The 17197-nt window shown below is 45.6% G+C and carries 16 protein-coding genes; 14 read left to right on the top strand and 2 right to left on the bottom strand.

Features of this window, described 5'->3' with window-relative positions; all coding sequences use genetic code 11:
• Positions 1-113: 113 nt before the first annotated feature.
• From P8596_RS04465 to P8596_RS04485, 5 genes are all read left to right on the top strand, one after another.
• Positions 114-959 carry a hypothetical protein gene (locus tag P8596_RS04465; RefSeq protein WP_279726109.1) on the top strand — a complete coding sequence of 282 codons (846 nt, stop codon included), beginning with the start codon at positions 114-116 and terminating at the stop codon, positions 957-959.
• On the top strand, positions 956-1267 hold the full coding sequence (locus P8596_RS04470; RefSeq protein WP_279726111.1) for a replicative helicase loader/inhibitor: 312 nt from the start codon (positions 956-958) through the stop codon (positions 1265-1267). The genes P8596_RS04465 and P8596_RS04470 overlap by 4 nt, the downstream gene beginning before the upstream one ends.
• A complete protein-coding gene (locus P8596_RS04475; protein ID WP_279726112.1) occupies positions 1233-2576 on the top strand; it encodes a replicative DNA helicase in 1344 nt (447 codons plus the stop codon). Before P8596_RS04470 ends, P8596_RS04475 begins: the two co-directional genes overlap by 35 nt.
• Positions 2577-2634: 58 nt before the next feature.
• Positions 2635-2916 (top strand): hypothetical protein, encoded by a 282-nt coding sequence (locus P8596_RS04480; protein WP_279726114.1) that lies wholly within the window; start codon positions 2635-2637, stop codon positions 2914-2916.
• Positions 2917-3054: 138 nt separating this feature from the next.
• Positions 3055-4149 (top strand): L-dopachrome tautomerase-related protein, encoded by a 1095-nt coding sequence (locus tag P8596_RS04485; protein WP_279726116.1) that lies wholly within the window; start codon positions 3055-3057, stop codon positions 4147-4149.
• A gap of 232 nt (positions 4150-4381) precedes the next feature.
• On the opposite strand, the gene P8596_RS04490 is transcribed toward P8596_RS04485, so the two are convergent.
• The gene (locus P8596_RS04490) at positions 4382-4885 is read right to left on the bottom strand and encodes a CBO0543 family protein (RefSeq protein ID WP_279726117.1); all 504 of its coding nucleotides are present in this window, start codon (positions 4883-4885) and stop codon (positions 4382-4384) included.
• A gap of 433 nt (positions 4886-5318) precedes the next feature.
• On the opposite strand from P8596_RS04490, the gene P8596_RS04495 reads away from it, so the two are divergent.
• From P8596_RS04495 to P8596_RS04535, 9 genes are all read left to right on the top strand, one after another.
• Entirely contained in the window at positions 5319-7106 is a 1788-nt protein-coding gene (locus tag P8596_RS04495) for a sensor histidine kinase (RefSeq protein ID WP_279726120.1), read from the top strand.
• The gene (locus P8596_RS04500) at positions 7081-8673 is read left to right on the top strand and encodes a response regulator transcription factor (RefSeq protein WP_279726122.1); all 1593 of its coding nucleotides are present in this window, start codon (positions 7081-7083) and stop codon (positions 8671-8673) included. The genes P8596_RS04495 and P8596_RS04500 overlap by 26 nt, the downstream gene beginning before the upstream one ends.
• Positions 8670-10007 (top strand): ABC transporter substrate-binding protein, encoded by a 1338-nt coding sequence (locus tag P8596_RS04505; RefSeq protein WP_279726123.1) that lies wholly within the window; start codon positions 8670-8672, stop codon positions 10005-10007. Before P8596_RS04500 ends, P8596_RS04505 begins: the two co-directional genes overlap by 4 nt.
• A gap of 171 nt (positions 10008-10178) precedes the next feature.
• The gene (locus tag P8596_RS04510) at positions 10179-11144 is read left to right on the top strand and encodes an ABC transporter permease (protein ID WP_481900318.1); all 966 of its coding nucleotides are present in this window, start codon (positions 10179-10181) and stop codon (positions 11142-11144) included.
• 15 nt (positions 11145-11159) lie between these two features.
• Positions 11160-12038, top strand: coding sequence for a carbohydrate ABC transporter permease (locus tag P8596_RS04515; protein WP_279726124.1), 879 nt, complete (start codon positions 11160-11162; stop codon positions 12036-12038).
• A 28-nt stretch (positions 12039-12066) separates the two neighbouring features.
• Positions 12067-13680 carry an ABC transporter substrate-binding protein gene (locus P8596_RS04520; RefSeq protein WP_279726125.1) on the top strand — a complete coding sequence of 538 codons (1614 nt, stop codon included), beginning with the start codon at positions 12067-12069 and terminating at the stop codon, positions 13678-13680.
• A gap of 65 nt (positions 13681-13745) precedes the next feature.
• Entirely contained in the window at positions 13746-15263 is a 1518-nt protein-coding gene (locus P8596_RS04525; protein ID WP_279726126.1) for a glycoside hydrolase family 32 protein, read from the top strand.
• Positions 15256-16215, top strand: a complete 960-nt coding sequence (locus tag P8596_RS04530) for a carbohydrate kinase family protein (protein ID WP_279726127.1) — start codon at positions 15256-15258, stop codon at positions 16213-16215. Before P8596_RS04525 ends, P8596_RS04530 begins: the two co-directional genes overlap by 8 nt.
• Before the next feature lie 63 nt (positions 16216-16278).
• A complete protein-coding gene (locus P8596_RS04535; protein ID WP_279726128.1) occupies positions 16279-16923 on the top strand; it encodes a flavin reductase family protein in 645 nt (214 codons plus the stop codon).
• Positions 16924-16971: 48 nt separating this feature from the next.
• Here P8596_RS04535 and P8596_RS04540 read toward each other — a convergent pair whose 3' ends face one another.
• Complete coding sequence (locus tag P8596_RS04540) at positions 16972-17157, bottom strand: hypothetical protein (RefSeq protein ID WP_279726129.1); 186 nt, start codon at positions 17155-17157, stop codon at positions 16972-16974.
• Positions 17158-17197 lie beyond the last annotated feature (40 nt).

Below are 17197 nucleotides of genomic sequence, written 5' to 3' on the forward strand. Positions count from 1 at the left end.
ATTCGGATCCCACCCGAATGTTTTTTTTATAAAAAATTTATTTATAGGGTGTCCCTTTCACTCCCATCTCCCTATATAAAGGGTGAAACCAAAACGAAATAGGAGTGATTGTAATGAATGGATGGAGAAAGCTTGAGACAGGTATGTTGGATAAGGAGACGTTTCATCACCCGGAGGATCTTCGGTTGTATGTGTTGATTCTGTTGAATGCGACGTATCAAGGCGGGGTTCAGGTTGGCGGTGTGGTGCTTGGGGAGAGGCAGTATGTGCGTTCGCTCCGGAAGCTGCGGGAGGATCTGTGGTTCTATAATGGGAAGAAGATTGATGAGTATTCGCATTCGCGGATTCAGCGTTCGATTAAGCGGTTGGAGAGAGACGGATGGTTGAAGGCGGAGAAGTATGAGCATGGGTATGTGTTTACGCTCCGGCCGACGAAGGATTTCGCCTGTGGGGAGTATTTGAGTTGGATGGGGATGTCTAAGAAGGAAGAGGAACGTGAGGAATCCGGTGGTGACCAGCCTGATGATGGGGCTGGTTCCGGAGGGTCTTCGTGCGGCGAAAAGGATGTGAATGGGGTGCGGAGAGAACCTGCAAACAGACTTAAGAACTTAGAGAAAGAAGAGAAGGAGACCACCACCAACCTTAACGGCACTAAGGAGGAAGAGAGGCTGCAGGCGCTGATCGGGCATTTCATTGGCAGGAGGGAGAGAGGACTTATCTTGACGCCGATGGATTATGTGGCGATGGAGCGGATCAGCTTGAGCGAGTTGTCGACGGAGGAGCTGATTGTGTTCATGGATGAGGAGTTTGACAGACAGCAGAGCATCAATCCGAAGCTGACGATCAATAGTCCGAAGTATTTGGAGAAGGCCCTTGAGGCGTATATCACTCCCCGGGAATCGATGCAGGACATGGATGACTTCTTAGATGGGCTTGAGGAGATTGTGACGGAGGCATGACGTCGGGTGAGTTCAGGGAGCTGGTGAAGATGATCAAGGGTGCTTATCCTCACCGGCTGCTCAGTCGTGATACGGCGATCATCTGGTTTCGCCATCTGAAGGACTGTGAGTATGACGGGGTGAAGAGGCGGATTGAAGCTCATATAAAAGTGAGTCCGTACATGCCGACCATCGCTGAGTTGTATGAACAGCCGGTGGAGGAAACGACGATACTAGAAACCATGGAAGCGTGGGAAAAAGAAGGAGCGATTCGAATTGAGGATGAACGAGGAAATGAATGGACACGACCTGCACCACCATGGGCATGAGGAACAGCTGCTTCGGGAGTTGCATGAAGCGGAGAGCATGATCATTGGAGCGGTTCTCCTGGATGCGGATGTGTTGGATACACTGACCTTGGAGGAGAAGCATTTTAGCCTGGTGAGGAACCGCCTCATTTTTAAAGCGATGAGAGGGCTGCAGAAGAAGCGGCTGGAGATTAATCTGGTGATGCTGTTGGAGGAGCTTGGGGATGACATTGAGAATGTGGGTGGGGTCCAGTTTCTCCTGGCCCTTGCCAACTACTGCCCGACGACGGTGAACATCGAGCAGTATGAACAGATTGTCCTGAAGTATTACGAACTGAGCCTCATCAAGAGTTCGGCCCATCACTTCCTGAACGCCTACACCCCGGAATCCGCACAGGGCCTCTACAAAGCACTCATTGACATGCATACGAATACGATCACCGACGAGGAAACGAAGGATGACATCATCATGGATCTCTATGAATCTCTTTACATGGAGAGGGATGGACTTCCCGGTGTCTCGACGGGATTCGAGAGCCTGAATGCACTGACGGGAGGGTGGAAGGAAGGGGAGCTCATCATCATGGCGGCGAGACCCTCCATGGGGAAGACGGCCTTTGCCATCCAGCTTGCGTGGGAATGCACGAGGGAGAAAGGGGTGAGCATGGTGTTTTCCTTAGAGATGAGTTCGAGGCAGATCATGCAGAGACTTCTTTCGAGTATCACGGATATTAACATGATGAAATGGCAGAATCCCTATAAGTATTTGACGAAGGACGAGATGCCGAGGATGCACGGGGCGATGAATGCGGTGTATAAGGCGAAGCTTGAACTCTCGCAGAATGGGATGATTACGTTGCCTGAGATGAGACAGCGGATTATGAATCTGAAGCGGGAGTACCCGACGGAGCCATTTCTTGTGGTGATTGATTACCTGCAGCTGATCACGGTGAAGGAGCGGTTTGACCGGCATGATCTGGCGATTGGGCATATTACGAAGCAGCTGAAGGGGATGGCGAAGGAGTTTGGGATTCCGATCATTCTGTTGTCCCAGTTATCGAGGGGAGTGGAGTCCAGGGATGACAAGCGGCCGAGGCTGTCGGATCTGCGTGACTCGGGGAATATCGAGCAGGATGCGGATGTGGTGTTGTTTCTGTACCGGGATGATTATTATTATCCGGATTCGAAGAACGGACAGGAAGTGGAAGTGAAGATTGCGAAGAACCGGAATGGGCCGGTGGGGACGGTGAAGTTGGAGTTTGTGAGGGAGTTTGGGCGGTTTCGTGGGGGATGGATGAAGCAGGGGGACGGTTCTGTTGGTTTGGTTTGAGTGGGGGCAGGGGGGACAGGTCCCTTGGCTCACTGATGATAAATGGGGAGGGAATGGGATGTTAGTGACGGAGTATGCGAAGGGGAATGAGTTGGAGTTGCGAATTGAGAGTTTGAAGGTGTATGGGGTGTTGGTGGGGTTGCTGGGTGAGGAGCGGGAGAGGCGCGAGGATGGGTATGTGTTGGTGAGTTATAGGGAGTTGTGGGAGGGGTGTAAGGAGGCGGGGGTGTTGAGTGGGGTGGATCAGGGGTTTGCGGTGATGATGGATATGGTGGGTGTGGTGGAGGATGGGGGATTGATTGGGAGGGAGAGGGTTAGTGGGGGGAGTTGGGTGAAGTGAGGTTTAGGTGGGTGAAATGGAAGCTGGAGAATCGTCCCTGTGCTTACCCGTGCTTCGATAATTTACTAAAAAACAGGCACTAGAAAAAGGTTACAACATATATAGGTGATATCCCGTTTGAATGCTGGAGGAGGGAATATGAAGCTTATGTTACCTAGTGAAAAATATTTCGGTAAGTTTGAACTAGTTCATACATTTAATGGAGCTATGCCTACAGGTGTTAGTGTTTCGGAAACTGGTCGTATTTTCATTTGTTTTCCGAAGTGGGGAGACGATGTTCGATTTACGGTTGCCGAAATTGTTGAAGATAAATTGCAGCCTTACCCTACCTTACAAACCAATTTGGCTAACGCTGGGAATATCAGAACGACTTTCATCAGTGTCCAAAGTGTAGTGGTGGATGGAAGGGGAACGCTTTGGGTATTAGATACAGCGGCCCCAAATTTTTCTGAACCAATTAAAGGTGGGGCAAAATTAGTGGCTGTTGATTTAAAAACCAATACCATTAGAAGAGTGTATACCTTTACAGAAGATGTAGTCCTGCCAACAACTTACCTTAATGATGTCCGATTTGATTTTCGTGTTGGAAACGCTGGTTATGCCTATATAACGGATTCTTCTTCCAAAGGACCAGGAGGTATTATCGTTTTAGATTTAGAAAATGGCAAGGCGTTTAGACGGTTAACTGGAGCAAATTCAACTTCACCCGATCCCTATTTTATACCGAAAGTAGAAGGAAAAGTGTTGATGAATCGAAATAAAGATGGCGGAACTTCTCCATTTAGATTAGCGTCTGACGGTATTGCGATTTCTCCCAATGGAAAGGTATTATATTTTTGTCCACTAACAAGCCGTCATCTATACTCGATCCCAACAGAAGCCCTGAGAGACAGAAATATACCGGACATGGATTTACCTTATCATGTGGAGTATTGGGGAGAAAAAGGTGCATCTGATGGAATGATTACAGATGCAAAAGGGGCCGTTTATGCTGGGGATTATGAGAATAATAGTATCCGAAAGATATGGCCAAATGGCACAATGGAAACCATCGCACATGACCCGAGAATTTTATGGCCGGATACTTTTTCGATTGGTCCCGATGGATACTTATATGTCATTGTAAACCAATTACACCGGCAGGCAAGATTTCATTATGGAAAAGACCTGCGACAAAAACCCTATAGTTTACTCCGTATGAAAATTGGTGAATTACCTGCTCCTACCATTTGATAATAAAAATCTTGAGGTCAAAATAGGATGGAAATCGTTTGTTAGGAACAGTTTAGGTTGTAATTCTAAACTGTTCCATTTTTTTATAGAGTGGGTAAGTTCAATGCTGTATCGATATTATTTAAATCTAAATTGAATTTGTTCGTTTGTATCTCAAATTTGAACCCATTTTTTTCACCATAAATGCTGATGTTTGTTCATGCATATCAAGAGCTTCTACTCCCTCTCTTGATTATGAACCTCCATCTTTAGAAAGATCGTATTTATTATTGAAGAGACTTCTTATAACAGACATTGAAAATCTGACCAATAAAAAGGAAAAAGAAAGAGAAAAGAAAGTGGTTTTCCAGTTCCACCCCTTTTTATATTTAACAAGCTGAGTATTTTTTTCTAGCCATAGCTCAGTAATCGTCATTGGTACACTGAAATACAGAACTTTTAGAAGGCACTGAATCATGCGAGAATCCTTCGTCAGTTGATTATAAATGACACAAGAGATTGGGAAAAGTATGTAATCAAAAACCAAACTTGCTCTCACTCGTTTTGGAAATCGGGTGGGATATTTAACATAACCTTTACTTACAACTAGTTGATCGACCAAGGATGCATAATAACTTTTAATTAAGAAAACAAGGAGCCAGTCCTTTGCAAGTGGTTTTTTAATTAAGTAAATAAAGGAACCAATACCAAAGAAATAAAGCAATCTTATAAGATTTTTCTCAAATTTACGACTCATGTTGAGCACCTCCATAAGATAGGTTATCTCTAATGCAGGTGGTTATACTTAAGACATTCGAAGGTTGGTTAAGTAAACAATGAATAAACAAGGTTCGGATTACTCCGTTCAACATTTGACGGAATGAAATCTTAAACAGGAACGGGTGTCTGACATTCAAGATAGAAAAATGTTGACGTTTAAAGGGCAGACACTCTTTATTAAAAAAAAGAAACATACATTTATATGAAGAAAAAGACCGGCATTGAGACATTTACGACGGTCTTTTTGCTTTTGTGCATAGTATAAGGATGCTGATGGAAGCAGGAGAACCGTCCCTGTGCTTCTTAATTTTCTCCTTTTTAACCCCACCCATTCTATGGTAAATTTAGTAGAATAGTAGTTTCACTTTTCTAACAATAGAATCCTATTCTGCATTAACCATGGAGGCCACATGTTTTTCTCACTTCGCAACCGATTATTTATGATCTTCACTTTGCTGCTGACCTTTCCTTTTCTTGTTCTGTCGATTCTGATTCCGAACTGGTTTACGTCCATCATGGAGGAACGTACGACGAGTTCGACGATTGAAATGATGGAGCAGTATTCCCTGTATATTGATTCGATCACGTCGCAGGCAGAGGATTTAGGAAAGCAGGTACTGGTGAACCCTACGACTCAGGAATGGATCAAGTCCGAGGAGGATGAAAGGAAGGCAACAGATGCTGAACGTCTCCTGATGAAGAACCAGTTAAAGGCGGAGTTATCTTCGATGATGATCAACAATTCCAAGTCGATGTCCGTAGCGGTTTACCTCAATGATGGGACGGGGACTGCCGGGAATCTTCCACCTCTGGAGAAAACCATTTGGTTTGATGAATTCTATAAAGATGATCGACGTTGGCTTCGATCTCATAATGATCTGATGGCGGATCAGGTGAACAGTTACCTTCTGCCACTCTTTGATATCAATACCCTTGATTTATCCGGCGTGATCAAGGTGAACTTTCCATCGTCCCTTCTTGAGAATGCTCTAAGCAAGATCAAGCTGGGTGAGAAGGGGAGAGTGTATCTCCTCGACAGCCTCGGAAGAAATGTGCTTACTGGCAGCGTCGATACACCGGAGAATGTAATAGAAGAAAGCTTAAAGACCATTAAGACGGAGAATAATAGCTCGGGATTAATAGAGGTCCCTTTCAAGAAAGAAGAGTATATGATTTTCTATCAGAAGGCAAGAGTAGGAGACTGGGTGCTGGTCAGTGAAATTACCAAGTCCGAACTGTTCTCTCAGATTAATGAGCTTCAGAGGAATCTCCTTTTGACGAGTGGATGGATATTCTTATTGACGATCATGGCGTCTTATCTTTTCTCTTCAACTATCGTAAAGCCTTTGGGGAAATTGACCGGTGCCATGAAGCTGGTTGAAAAGGGAGAATTTAAGAAAGCGAAGCAATTGATTCCTTCCATAAAGACAGCAAATGATGAGATTGGTTATGTGGTAGATGTGTTCGGCCAGACAACCGACCGCCTCGACACTCTGATCGAAACGGAATATGAAGCCAATATCCGCAGACGGGATGCGGAATACAAGGCGCTGCTCCTGCAAATCAATCCCCATTTCTTCAATAATACACTGGAAACCATCGGTGGTCTCGCAGCTCAAGGGAAGAACAAAGAGGTGATCGATGTCACAATCCATTTAGGGAGGATTATGGGCTATTCCCTCAATACGGAATCGGACATGGTGACCCTCGGAGAAGAAATGACCTATATACGGAGGTTTATGGAAATTCTGAAGCTGCGCTATGAAGAGGCTCTTTCCGTTTCCATTGAGGAAGATCCTGAAGCCTCTACGCTCCCGATCATCAAGTTTATCATCCAGCCACTTGTGGAGAATTCTGTGAAATATAGCTTCATAGAAAAAACCGAGGCCGTTCTTCGCATTGCGACGAAGAAAATGGATGACTGGGTGGAAATTGTGATTGAGGACAATGGAATAGGGATCCCTGAGTCTATTGTGGAAGAGTTGGAACGTGACCTGAGTCGTCATGAAACCAGTCAAGTACTTGAAAGCAAAGGACGAAGCATAGGGCTTAAAAATGTCCTGGGACGTTTGAAGCTATATTACGGAGAACATTTCACCTATCACATTACATCTAAAGAGAATATAGGTACAACCATTGTCTTGCGCATAAAAAGTGGAGAGGGGGATCTTCATGCTGAAAGTGATTCTGGTCGATGATGAGATTCAAATCCGAAGAGGGTTGAATTGGAAAGTGGATTGGGAAGAAGAAGGCTTCTTTATTGCCGGTGAAGCCTCGAATGGTAAGGAAGCGTTACAGGTCATTGAAGAGGTGATGCCTGATCTTGTCCTGACCGATGTCAGGATGCCGGTCATGGACGGGATGCAACTTGTGAAAGCGTTATCGGGTAAGTATCCGGAGATCAAGGTAATCGTCCTGTCGGGTTACGCAGATTTCGAGTATGTCCGTTCCTCTTTGGTCGAAGGAGTAAAGGATTATCTGCTTAAGCCGGTCGATCCCGAGGAATTGACGGCTGCCCTTAGAAAAAGTAAGGGCGAGATTGAAGTGGAGAAGCAGAGAAGGATGGAAACGGATAGAATGAACCAATTCCACGCCGAGGAAATGAGGGAGCAGTACCTGCTTCATTTGGTGAAAGATGAATGGGCGGAGAAGAATATTTCAAGGGAGAGACTGAGTCAGTTGAAGCTCGATGTGCTGGCAGGTGAGGACGCTGTCGTCCAGTTCATTACCGTAGAGATTCGAAGTAGTGATTCCGAACAAGTGAGGGATTTGTTTCTGCCGTTCAAGATGTTGTGCAGAGAATTATCCTATGAGCATGAAGGCATCATGTCCTTCTATGACGCTAGTTATCCGAATATGATTCATTTTTTGTGTCATCATCATTCAGGGGGAGATCAAGTCCCTCACTTTGTTCAGGAGCTACAAAAGAATGTCAGCGCCTATCTCAATCTTGAAACGGTCATCGGACTGGGGAAAGTGGTCAGGGGCTTATCACAATTAAAGAACGGATATATTTCGGCCCTTCTTTCCTGGAGCCAAAGTTCAGCTGATATCATGTCCCAGCTCATCGACGGGACATCGAGTAAACAGACCGCCGAGTTCACTGAGGATGCAGAATGGAAGTTGTCAAACAGTATGGAGCAGGGGGATTTCGAGAGCTTCAAAAAACATCTTCTGACAACTCTTGCTGAATGCGACCGGCAATCCGTGATGTCGTATTCCTTTGCAGCAAGCCGGGTGCTCTTCATGCTTGGGTCCATGGCAAGAAAATATGATCTATATACCGATGATTTGAAGAAGAAGATGTGGAATTGTCAACTGGGGATATGGGAACTGACTTCCCGTGACCGGGTTAAAGGAGAACTGTTGGACCTTGCAAGAATGATTGCGGAAAAGGTGAGTGAAACCCGCCATTCCTCTAATGGCATTGCCATCGTGGAGAATGTAAGGCGGTATATGGACAGGCATTACACCAATGAAATTTCACTTACCTCCCTTGCTGATCAATTCCATATCAACTCGGCCTATTTATCGGAGATGTTCAAAGAACTGGTAGGACAGAATTTCAGCGATTATCTCGTGAATCTCCGAATGGAAAAAGCCCGTTCCCTGTTGATGGATGAACAGTTAAAGGTCATCGAAATTGCCCATCTTGTCGGCTATTCCAATTCCGGATATTTCAGTACGGTGTTTAAGAAACGGTTTGGGCAAAAGCCACTTGATTACCGGAAATCCATGGCTGTGGAAAAGGGGGAGGTACGGTGAAGTATAAATTGCCCATTATCTATGTTCTCGCTGCGCTACTCATGTTGACAGCCGGCATTTACAGCATCTTCTCTTTCACCTCCTTCAAGGAAAGCAGCAGGGATAAGGCTGGTGAAATACAAGATGAACAAGTCAAAATCCACCTGACATTCTGGAGAAACAAAGGGACAGAGCTTGAGAATCAGGCATATGAAGAGCTGGTGGAAGACTTTAATAGGGAGCATCCTACGATCGAAGTGAAGATGATTCCTGTACCATATGGTGATTATGAGTTGAAACTAAGAACCGAAATGGCAGCAGGTGATCCACCTGATATCTTGACGATCGATACGCCTACTCTCGCCCTTTATGCCAGTGCGGGTGGACTGATGTCCCTGGACGATTATATGAAACAGGAAGGTCATATCGAGGATCTCGCAGCCCCTACGTTAAAGGGGATCACATACGAGGATAAAATCTATTTATCACCCGTTGCAGAGTCGAGTGTCGCCCTTTTTTATAATATCCACTTGTTCGAAAAAGCAGGGGTATCCCTCCCTTCCAAAAATCCACATGACCCGATGACATGGGAGGAGGTTCTCGAGGCAGCTAAGAAGATCTCTGCTTTATCACCTGACATCACGGGGATCGACCCGGCTCAAGGATTCCCGGATGGGGAGTCACCTTCCTACTTCAAGATGCCTATCCTTTGGCAATTTGGAGGAGATGTCCTGGATCCGGACAATCAGACAGCGAGTGGATATTTGAACTCCCCGGCTTCCCTGAGAGCCCTGCAGTTTTATCAGGATCTCTATCAGAAACACCGGGTGGCAAAGGTCGAACTTCCCGAGGAGGCATTGGAAACCGATAAGCTCGGCATGACCGTCCTCGGTTCCTGGATGGTAGAGAGTCTCAGTAGTATGAATCCTGATTTCCGACTGGGTGAGGACTTCGGCATTACCCCCCTGCCGAAAGGGAGCGAACAGGCGGTTCCAAACGGAGGGTGGTCCCTCGGTATATCGTCTGAAACCGACTATCCCGATGAAGCATGGGAGTTTGTCCGATATGTCACCAGCTTTGAAGGAGCGAAAAAGTATGTGGAGATCACCGGAGATGTTCCTGCGCGATATTCTGTTGCCGAAGCCTTTCCTGAATTCAATGAGTACCCTAAGAATATTTTTGTTGAACAGGCACAAAAGTACTCAAGGAATCGACCGATTACCCCTGCTTATCCAGTCGTGAGTGAAGCGGTCAAAACGTTATTTGAAGACGTGGGGATCGGAGGGAAAGACGTCAAAACGTCAGCAGATAAGGCGGTAAGAACGATTAATGAAGAACTGAATGATTTGGAGTAGAAACCTTTGGCAGACGCCGGAGGTTTTTTTGTGCGGTGAACTTCCAAAAAATTTAAACTATTTCATCCGAAGATAGTAAACGTTTTCATTCTAGGATTCTAGTAAAGTGAACTCAACAGGCAGGTCATTGTATAACACACAACTTGATTTTTTTTAAAGGGGGTCAAACGATTGCAAGAACTTGCGAAGGCAGATACAGCAGTCATAACGGAAACACAGAAAAATTCGAAACTCAAATCAAAGCTCCATTATATGAAGAAAAACTATATTCTCTATTTGTTTCTTGCACCAGCCATCATTCTTACGATCATTTTCAAATATGTTCCCATGTATGGCGCATCCATCGCCTTTAAGGATTTCAGTCCCATCAGGGGGATCAATGGCAGTGAATGGGTGGGGTTGAAACACTTTTCGGACTTTCTATCGTCTCCGAATTTCATGGATATCCTGATCAATACGTTGAAATTAAGTTCCTTCGAGCTACTGATCGGATTTCCGATTCCCATCATCCTTGCACTCATGCTGAATCAGCTCCGAAAAGCAGGAGTAAAGAAAAATGTACAACTCATCCTGTATGCACCGCATTTCATCTCGGTCGTCGTCATCTCGGGGATGATCTTTCTCTTCCTATCACCTACCGGCCCCATTAATGCGGTGCTGTCGGTATTTACGGATAAGCCGATTTCGTTCATGTCTGATCCCGATGCCTTCAGAAGCATCTATATCTGGTCAGGGGTTTGGCAAGGTGCAGGGTGGGCATCCATCATCTATGTGGCAGCACTCGCCAATGTGGATCCCCAGCTCCACGATGCAGCAACCGTAGATGGGGCGTCCCTGCTGCAGCGTATCTGGCACATCGATCTACCGACATTGAAGCCTGTCATGGCGGTTCTATTTATCTTAGCTGCAGGAGGCATCATGGCGATTGGATTTGAGAAAGCTTATCTGTTACAGACGTCTATGAATCTGCCAACCTCGGAAATCATTTCGACCTATGTATACAAGCGGGGGCTGCAGGCCGGTGACTATTCATTCGCCACGGCAGTAGGGTTGTTCAATGCCGTCATCAACGTCATCTTATTGGTTTTCGTCAACCGTGTAGTCAAGAAATTAAACGAAGGTGAAGGTCTTTTATAGAAAGGGGGAAACGAGATGTACCAATACACCAGGAGTGATAAACTCATTCTTTTCATTAACAAAATCCTGCTTGGGGGAGTCGTAATCATCGTTCTGTTCCCTTTGATGTACGTTCTACTATCTTCGGTTCTTGAGCCGAATGTTCTCGTGAAAAAAGGATTTCTCATCAGCGGTTCGGATTGGACGCTCGAGGGATATAAACGAATTTTTGAGGACGGGACCATTGTCAAAGGATTCATCAACTCGATTCTCTATTCTGTCGGATTCACCCTCATCACCGTGAGTGTCTGCATCTTTGCCGGCTATTCCCTCTCGGCTGAAGGACTTGTCGGACGAAAGTTCATCATGGTGTTCTTTCTCATTACGATGTTCTTCAACGGAGGGTTGATCCCGACGTATATGGTGGTGAAGGACTTAGGGATGCTGAACACGATCTGGGCGATCATCCTTCCCAATGCCATCAACGTTTGGTTCATTATCCTTGCAAGAACGTATTTCAAGTCGATTCCTAATGAGTTGAAGGAAGCAGCACGGATCGACGGGGCTTCGGAGTTCAAGATTTTCTTGAATATCGTCTTTCCATTATCGAAACCGATTATCTTTGTCATTGCGCTCTATGCGTTCATCGCACAATGGAATTCATATTTCGATGCGATGATCTACCTTGAAGACCGGGATTTGTACCCGTTACAGCTCGTTCTGCGATCGATCCTCATCCAGAATGAGGTGCAGCCGGGAATGATCGCTGACCAGCAGGCTGCTGCGGAACTCCAAAGAATTTCAGAGATGATCAAGTATTCATCCATCGTATTAGCGAGCTTACCGCTGATCATTATGTATCCATTCTTCCAGAAATACTTTGAAAAAGGTGTAATGGTGGGATCTTTAAAATAATCTATATTTTATCAATGGGGGTTTAACAATGGGGAAAAAGACGAAGACAATGTCGGCGATTCTAATGTCTGGCATGCTGCTTGCAGCAGGGTGCAGCAACAACAGTGAAAGTGCTTCTTCTGAGAATTATGAACTGGAAAATGTGAAGTTTCCGTTAGAGGAACAAGTGACGCTTAAGATGATGACATCGAGCTCACCACTTGCTCCAGATGATCCAAATGAAAAGCTGATCTTCAAAAGGCTCCAGGAAGAAACAGGAGTGAAGATCGACTGGACCAATTATACAGCAGGGGAAACCTTCAATGAAAAACGGAATCTGGCTGTCGCGAGCGGCGAGCTTCCAGACGCGATCATGAATGCGGGATACAGTGACTATGAGCTGTTGAAGCTTGCGAAGGATGGGGCGATCGTTCCTGTTGAGGATCTGATTGATGAGCATATGCCCAACCTGAAAAAGGTCTTGGACGCTGCGCCTGAATATCGTTCGATGATGACGGCACCGGATGGACATATTTATTCCTTTCCTTGGATTGAAGAGCTTGGTTCAGGGAAGGAAAGCATCCACTCTGTTGATGACTTCCCTTGGATCAATGTCGAATGGCTGAATAAACTGGGGCTTGAGATGCCGAAAACAACCGATGAACTTAAAGAAGTCCTGAAAGCATTTAAGACACAGGATCCTAACGGGAATGGAGAGGCAGATGAAATCCCGATGTCTTTCATCATCAACCATGGAGGTGAAGATGTGTCCTTCTTGTTCGGTTCATTCGGACTCGGTGAGAACTGGGATCACACGGTCGTCACCAACGACGGCGAAGTGAAGCTGACGGCAGCCGACGAAGGGTATAAGGATGCCATCAATTATTTGAATGAATTATATAAAGAAGATTTGATTGACGTAGAAGCGTTTGAACAGGATTGGAACACCTACCTGTCGAAAGGGAAAGAAGGACGCTACGGCATGTACTTCACATGGGATAAAGCCAATATCACGGGTATGAACGATCGATATGACCTTATGCCGGCCCTTGAAGGACCTGATGGAACGAAGAATGTGGCAAGAACGAACGGTATGGGATTTGACCGGAACAGAATGGTCATCACGAGTGCGAACGAGAACCTTGAACTGACGGCGAAATGGATCGATCAATTCTATAACCCGCTACAATCGGTTCAGAATAACTGGGGAACATATGGGGATGACAAACAGCAGAACATCTTCGAAATGGATAGTGCCAGCAATTCATTAAAGCACCTTCCATTAGAAGGAACGGCTCCTGTTGAGCTCAGGGAAAAGACATCCGTAGGCGGTCCACTGGCAATCTTGGACGAATACTATGGACCCGTGACGACAAAACCGGACGATGCTGCCTGGAGACTGGGGCTCATGAAGGATGTCATGGTACCAGATATGAAGGCGGATAACATCTATCCAAAAGTATTCTTCTCCCTTGAGGAGTTAGATAAGCTTTCGAAGATCGAGACCGATTTGCTTGCTTATGTGCAGCGTAAGAAGGCGGAATGGATCACAAACGGGAAAGCCGATGAAGAATGGGCGGATTACTTGAAAGAACTCGACCGCCTCGGGTTACAGGAGTGGCTGAAAATAAAGCAGAATGGATATGACCGTAACCAATCATAATGACATTCAGGCTGTACCTTGCCCAGGCAATCGTGCAGCCTTTCAAATGCAAAAGGAGAATCCATATGACGAATCATTATCAAGAAAAAATGAGCCTTTATTCAGAAACCTATCGTCCACAATTTCATTTTTCCCCGAAGGAAAAATGGCTGAATGATCCGAATGGGATGGTCTATTTCGAAGGGGAATATCATCTCTTCTTTCAATATCATCCACATGGAACCACGTGGGGACCAATGCACTGGGGGCATGCGGTTAGCCGTGATTTGATCCATTGGGATGAGCTGCCGATCGCTCTTTATCCCGATGAGCATGGGGCTATTTTCTCTGGAAGCGCCGTGGTGGATTGGAAGAATACATCGGGTTTCTTTGAAGAGGGGAATGGGGGGCTCGTCGCCATTTATACAAGTGCGGGCACATATCCGGATTCCGATCGTCCAAGACAGAGGCAAAGTCTGGTCTATAGTCTTGATCAAGGCAGGACGTGGGAGAAATATGAGGGAAACCCTGTTCTGTCAGATGAAGACATTACCGATTACCGGGATCCCAAAGTATTTTGGCATGAGGAATCTGAAATTTGGGTCATGGTGCTGGCGACAGGTCAGACGATTACCATTTATACGTCACCTAATTTGATCGACTGGGAGTTCGCCAGTGAATTCGGCCAGGACGAAGGAGCCCATTTCGGAGTATGGGAATGCCCGGATCTGTTTCCACTTATGGTCGACGGAAATCCGGATCATGTGAAATGGGTGATGCTGGTGAGCATTGGTGACAATCCCGATTTCAAGGAAGGGTCGAGGACACAGTACTTTATTGGGGACTTTGACGGCAAGACGTTCATCAACCATCATAATGCGGACACCATCCTCTGGCTTGATCACGGAAGGGACAATTATGCGGGAGTGAGCTGGTCTGATATTCCTGAAAAGGACGGAAGACGCATCTATCTTGGATGGATGAACAACTGGAGATATGCAAATCAGGTACCAACTGAAACATGGAGAGGAGCCATGACGCTGCCTCGAGAATTGACTTTGATTTCTAATGCAGATGGTGTTCAGCTTTTACAAAAACCTGTATCCGAAATCAGCGGAATCAGAAAAGAATCAAAGGTCACTAAAGCAATAGAGGTAACGGAAGAAGCATCCTTAATGGATGTGAATCATGAATTAGTGGAAGTGAATCTGGCTGTAACGTTGAAAGAGGCAGAGGAGTTCAGTTTGACGATCCACCATTCATCCGATGAGAAAACGAGTATCCGGTACAATCGAATTAACCAATTGTTAACGGTCGATCGGACTCAGTCAGGAGAACATGAGTTTTCGGATTCATTTCCGGGAATTTCCGAATGTCCTGTGGCATTAATGGACGATATACTCAACCTTCAGTTATTCCTGGACTCATCTTCCTTAGAGGTATTTGCACAGGGAGGACGGGGAGTATTAACCAACCTGATCTTCCCAAAGGGAACGAACCACACCCTTTCTCTCACTGCCAATGGAGGGAGTGCCAAGGTAGAAGAGCTCTCGGTTACCGAGCTTTCCTCTATCTGGGGAAAGGAAGGGCGAGAGCATGAATGACTCTTCGATCTTATGTATCGGTGAACTGCTCATCGATTTCTTTTGTACTGATATCAATACAGACCTGGCTCAAGGACAACATTTTTCCAAGCAAGCAGGGGGGGCTCCGGCTAATGTGTGTGCCACCATTACCACACTTGGGGGGCGCGCCAGATTCCTGAGCAAAGTAGGAAATGACCCCTTCGGTCATTTTTTGAAAAAGACTATGAAAGATCTTACCATTGATGATTCTTCCATTCTTCTTGATGAGCATCATCCTACGACTCTGGCATTTGTATCATTAAAAGAAGATGGGGAAAGAGATTTCGTGTTTAATCGTGGGGCAGATGCCCATCTGAACAAAGAAGAGCTTTATAAAAGTAGCTGGAGGGAATCTTCCATCATTCACTTCGGATCGGCTACCGCTTTACTGGATGATCCTTTTAAGTCTGCATACGTATCCTTTATCCAAACGGCCAAAGAAGCAGGGAAATTCATCTCCTTTGATCCGAACTTTCGTAGCGATTTATGGAAAGGGAAAGAAGGGGACTTCGTTAGGGTGGCGGAGCAGTGCATCAGTCATGCAGACTTCGTCAAAGTAAGTGAAGAGGAATGTAAAATCATTTCTGGATTCGCCGTTTTATCAGATGGAGTCGAATGTTTTCATAGACTGGGAGCCAATACGGTAGCCGTCACCCTTGGAAAGGATGGAACACTCGTTTCAAATGGAAAGGAATCGTGTATCATCCCAAGCATTCCCGTTCATTCCATTGATTCTACGGGGGCGGGCGATGCATTCGTTGGGGCAACACTGCATCAACTCAATCACTATCCGGATCCGAAAGCGTTCCTAGAGAATTTCGAAGAATTAAAGAACGTCATTTCAATCAGCAATCGCGTGGGGGCTACTGTTTGTACAAAAATAGGGGCGATCAGCGCGATAAGAGAATTAGAGGGACGGACCTCTAATTGATAATAACTATACATTCTTGAACTAAAGATTGGTGCCTGATGCCCAGCATGGTAAAGCTTTAGCGTGCTGGGGGTCAGGCACCGTTTTTCCATCGCATGGGTGTCCACCATATCCGAATCGGGAGAATTGAATCTTGCGCCGTTCAGCTTTTTTTCGGTGGCGTCGAGGAATCCGCCTATGCTCTCGATTTCTGTTGGACCAGGTGTGGGAGAGAGGGAAGGGACGGAAAAGGATACGCTCGTTAATATTCGGGGACAGAAAGAATTTGTGATTAATGTCGTGATTACATTTCTTGGAAATGAAATGCAGAAGAGTGCTGAAAACCTTCCAAGCAGCGTTGGTGAGTTTGAAGCGGCGGGGGTGACGGGGGTTGACAGTGTCGTTGTGAGGCCGAAGCGTGTGAAAGAGGCCCCCATCCAAATGGAATGCAGGCTTGAACAGATCATTCAGCTTGGGAGCGATCACTTAATCATCGGCAGGATGATACATCCTGCTGTCTATCCACTACCTTATCCAAACATCCCTTTGATCGACTTAATGACTTTCAGTGCTTCTTTATTCTTTTTATCTATTTTGGTCTCGCCTTTGAGATGCGTGACTTTTTTGGGGGTTGGTTTCTTATTTGGGTTCTTGTCCATGTTTTTCCCCTCCTGTCAGGGTTTTATTACTATCCATCTTATTCAGGAGGGGGAAGAAGTATACTACTAAATAAAAAAGCAGGATGCATGATTGTGCTTCCTGCGAGTCTTGTTACTTCTATTGATTGTTGATAAATTGCAACACCTTTTTATTCAACTGCTGGACATTCCGTGACATTTTACTCGTTGATTTCTCAGATAGATGGGTCACTCTGGAAGCAGTGGCTGACACTTTTACCCGCCGGCCGTTTACTGTGATTACTTTCCCTTTTCTTGAATCTTTTTCTTTAAATTGTCCGATCATGTAAAACCCTCCCTTAATGAAGTGGTCTTTCTATTATTAT

Origin of the sequence: Rossellomorea sp. DA94, assembly GCF_029834455.1 — a bacterium.
Taxonomy (GTDB): Bacteria; Bacillota; Bacilli; order Bacillales; family Bacillaceae_B; genus Rossellomorea; species Rossellomorea vietnamensis.

Coding starts and splice junctions, on each gene's coding strand:
- P8596_RS04465 (WP_279726109.1), top strand. CDS start 114: ATGAATGGATGGAGAAAGCTTGAGACAGGTATGTTGGATAAGGAGACG.
- P8596_RS04470 (WP_279726111.1), top strand. CDS start 956: ATGACGTCGGGTGAGTTCAGGGAGCTGGTGAAGATGATCAAGGGTGCT.
- P8596_RS04475 (WP_279726112.1), top strand. CDS start 1,233: ATGAATGGACACGACCTGCACCACCATGGGCATGAGGAACAGCTGCTT.
- P8596_RS04480 (WP_279726114.1), top strand. CDS start 2,635: ATGTTAGTGACGGAGTATGCGAAGGGGAATGAGTTGGAGTTGCGAATT.
- P8596_RS04485 (WP_279726116.1), top strand. CDS start 3,055: ATGAAGCTTATGTTACCTAGTGAAAAATATTTCGGTAAGTTTGAACTA.
- P8596_RS04490 (WP_279726117.1), bottom strand. CDS start 4,885: ATGAGTCGTAAATTTGAGAAAAATCTTATAAGATTGCTTTATTTCTTT.
- P8596_RS04495 (WP_279726120.1), top strand. CDS start 5,319: ATGTTTTTCTCACTTCGCAACCGATTATTTATGATCTTCACTTTGCTG.
- P8596_RS04500 (WP_279726122.1), top strand. CDS start 7,081: ATGCTGAAAGTGATTCTGGTCGATGATGAGATTCAAATCCGAAGAGGG.
- P8596_RS04515 (WP_279726124.1), top strand. CDS start 11,160: ATGTACCAATACACCAGGAGTGATAAACTCATTCTTTTCATTAACAAA.
- P8596_RS04520 (WP_279726125.1), top strand. CDS start 12,067: ATGGGGAAAAAGACGAAGACAATGTCGGCGATTCTAATGTCTGGCATG.
- P8596_RS04525 (WP_279726126.1), top strand. CDS start 13,746: ATGACGAATCATTATCAAGAAAAAATGAGCCTTTATTCAGAAACCTAT.
- P8596_RS04530 (WP_279726127.1), top strand. CDS start 15,256: ATGAATGACTCTTCGATCTTATGTATCGGTGAACTGCTCATCGATTTC.
- P8596_RS04540 (WP_279726129.1), bottom strand. CDS start 17,157: ATGATCGGACAATTTAAAGAAAAAGATTCAAGAAAAGGGAAAGTAATC.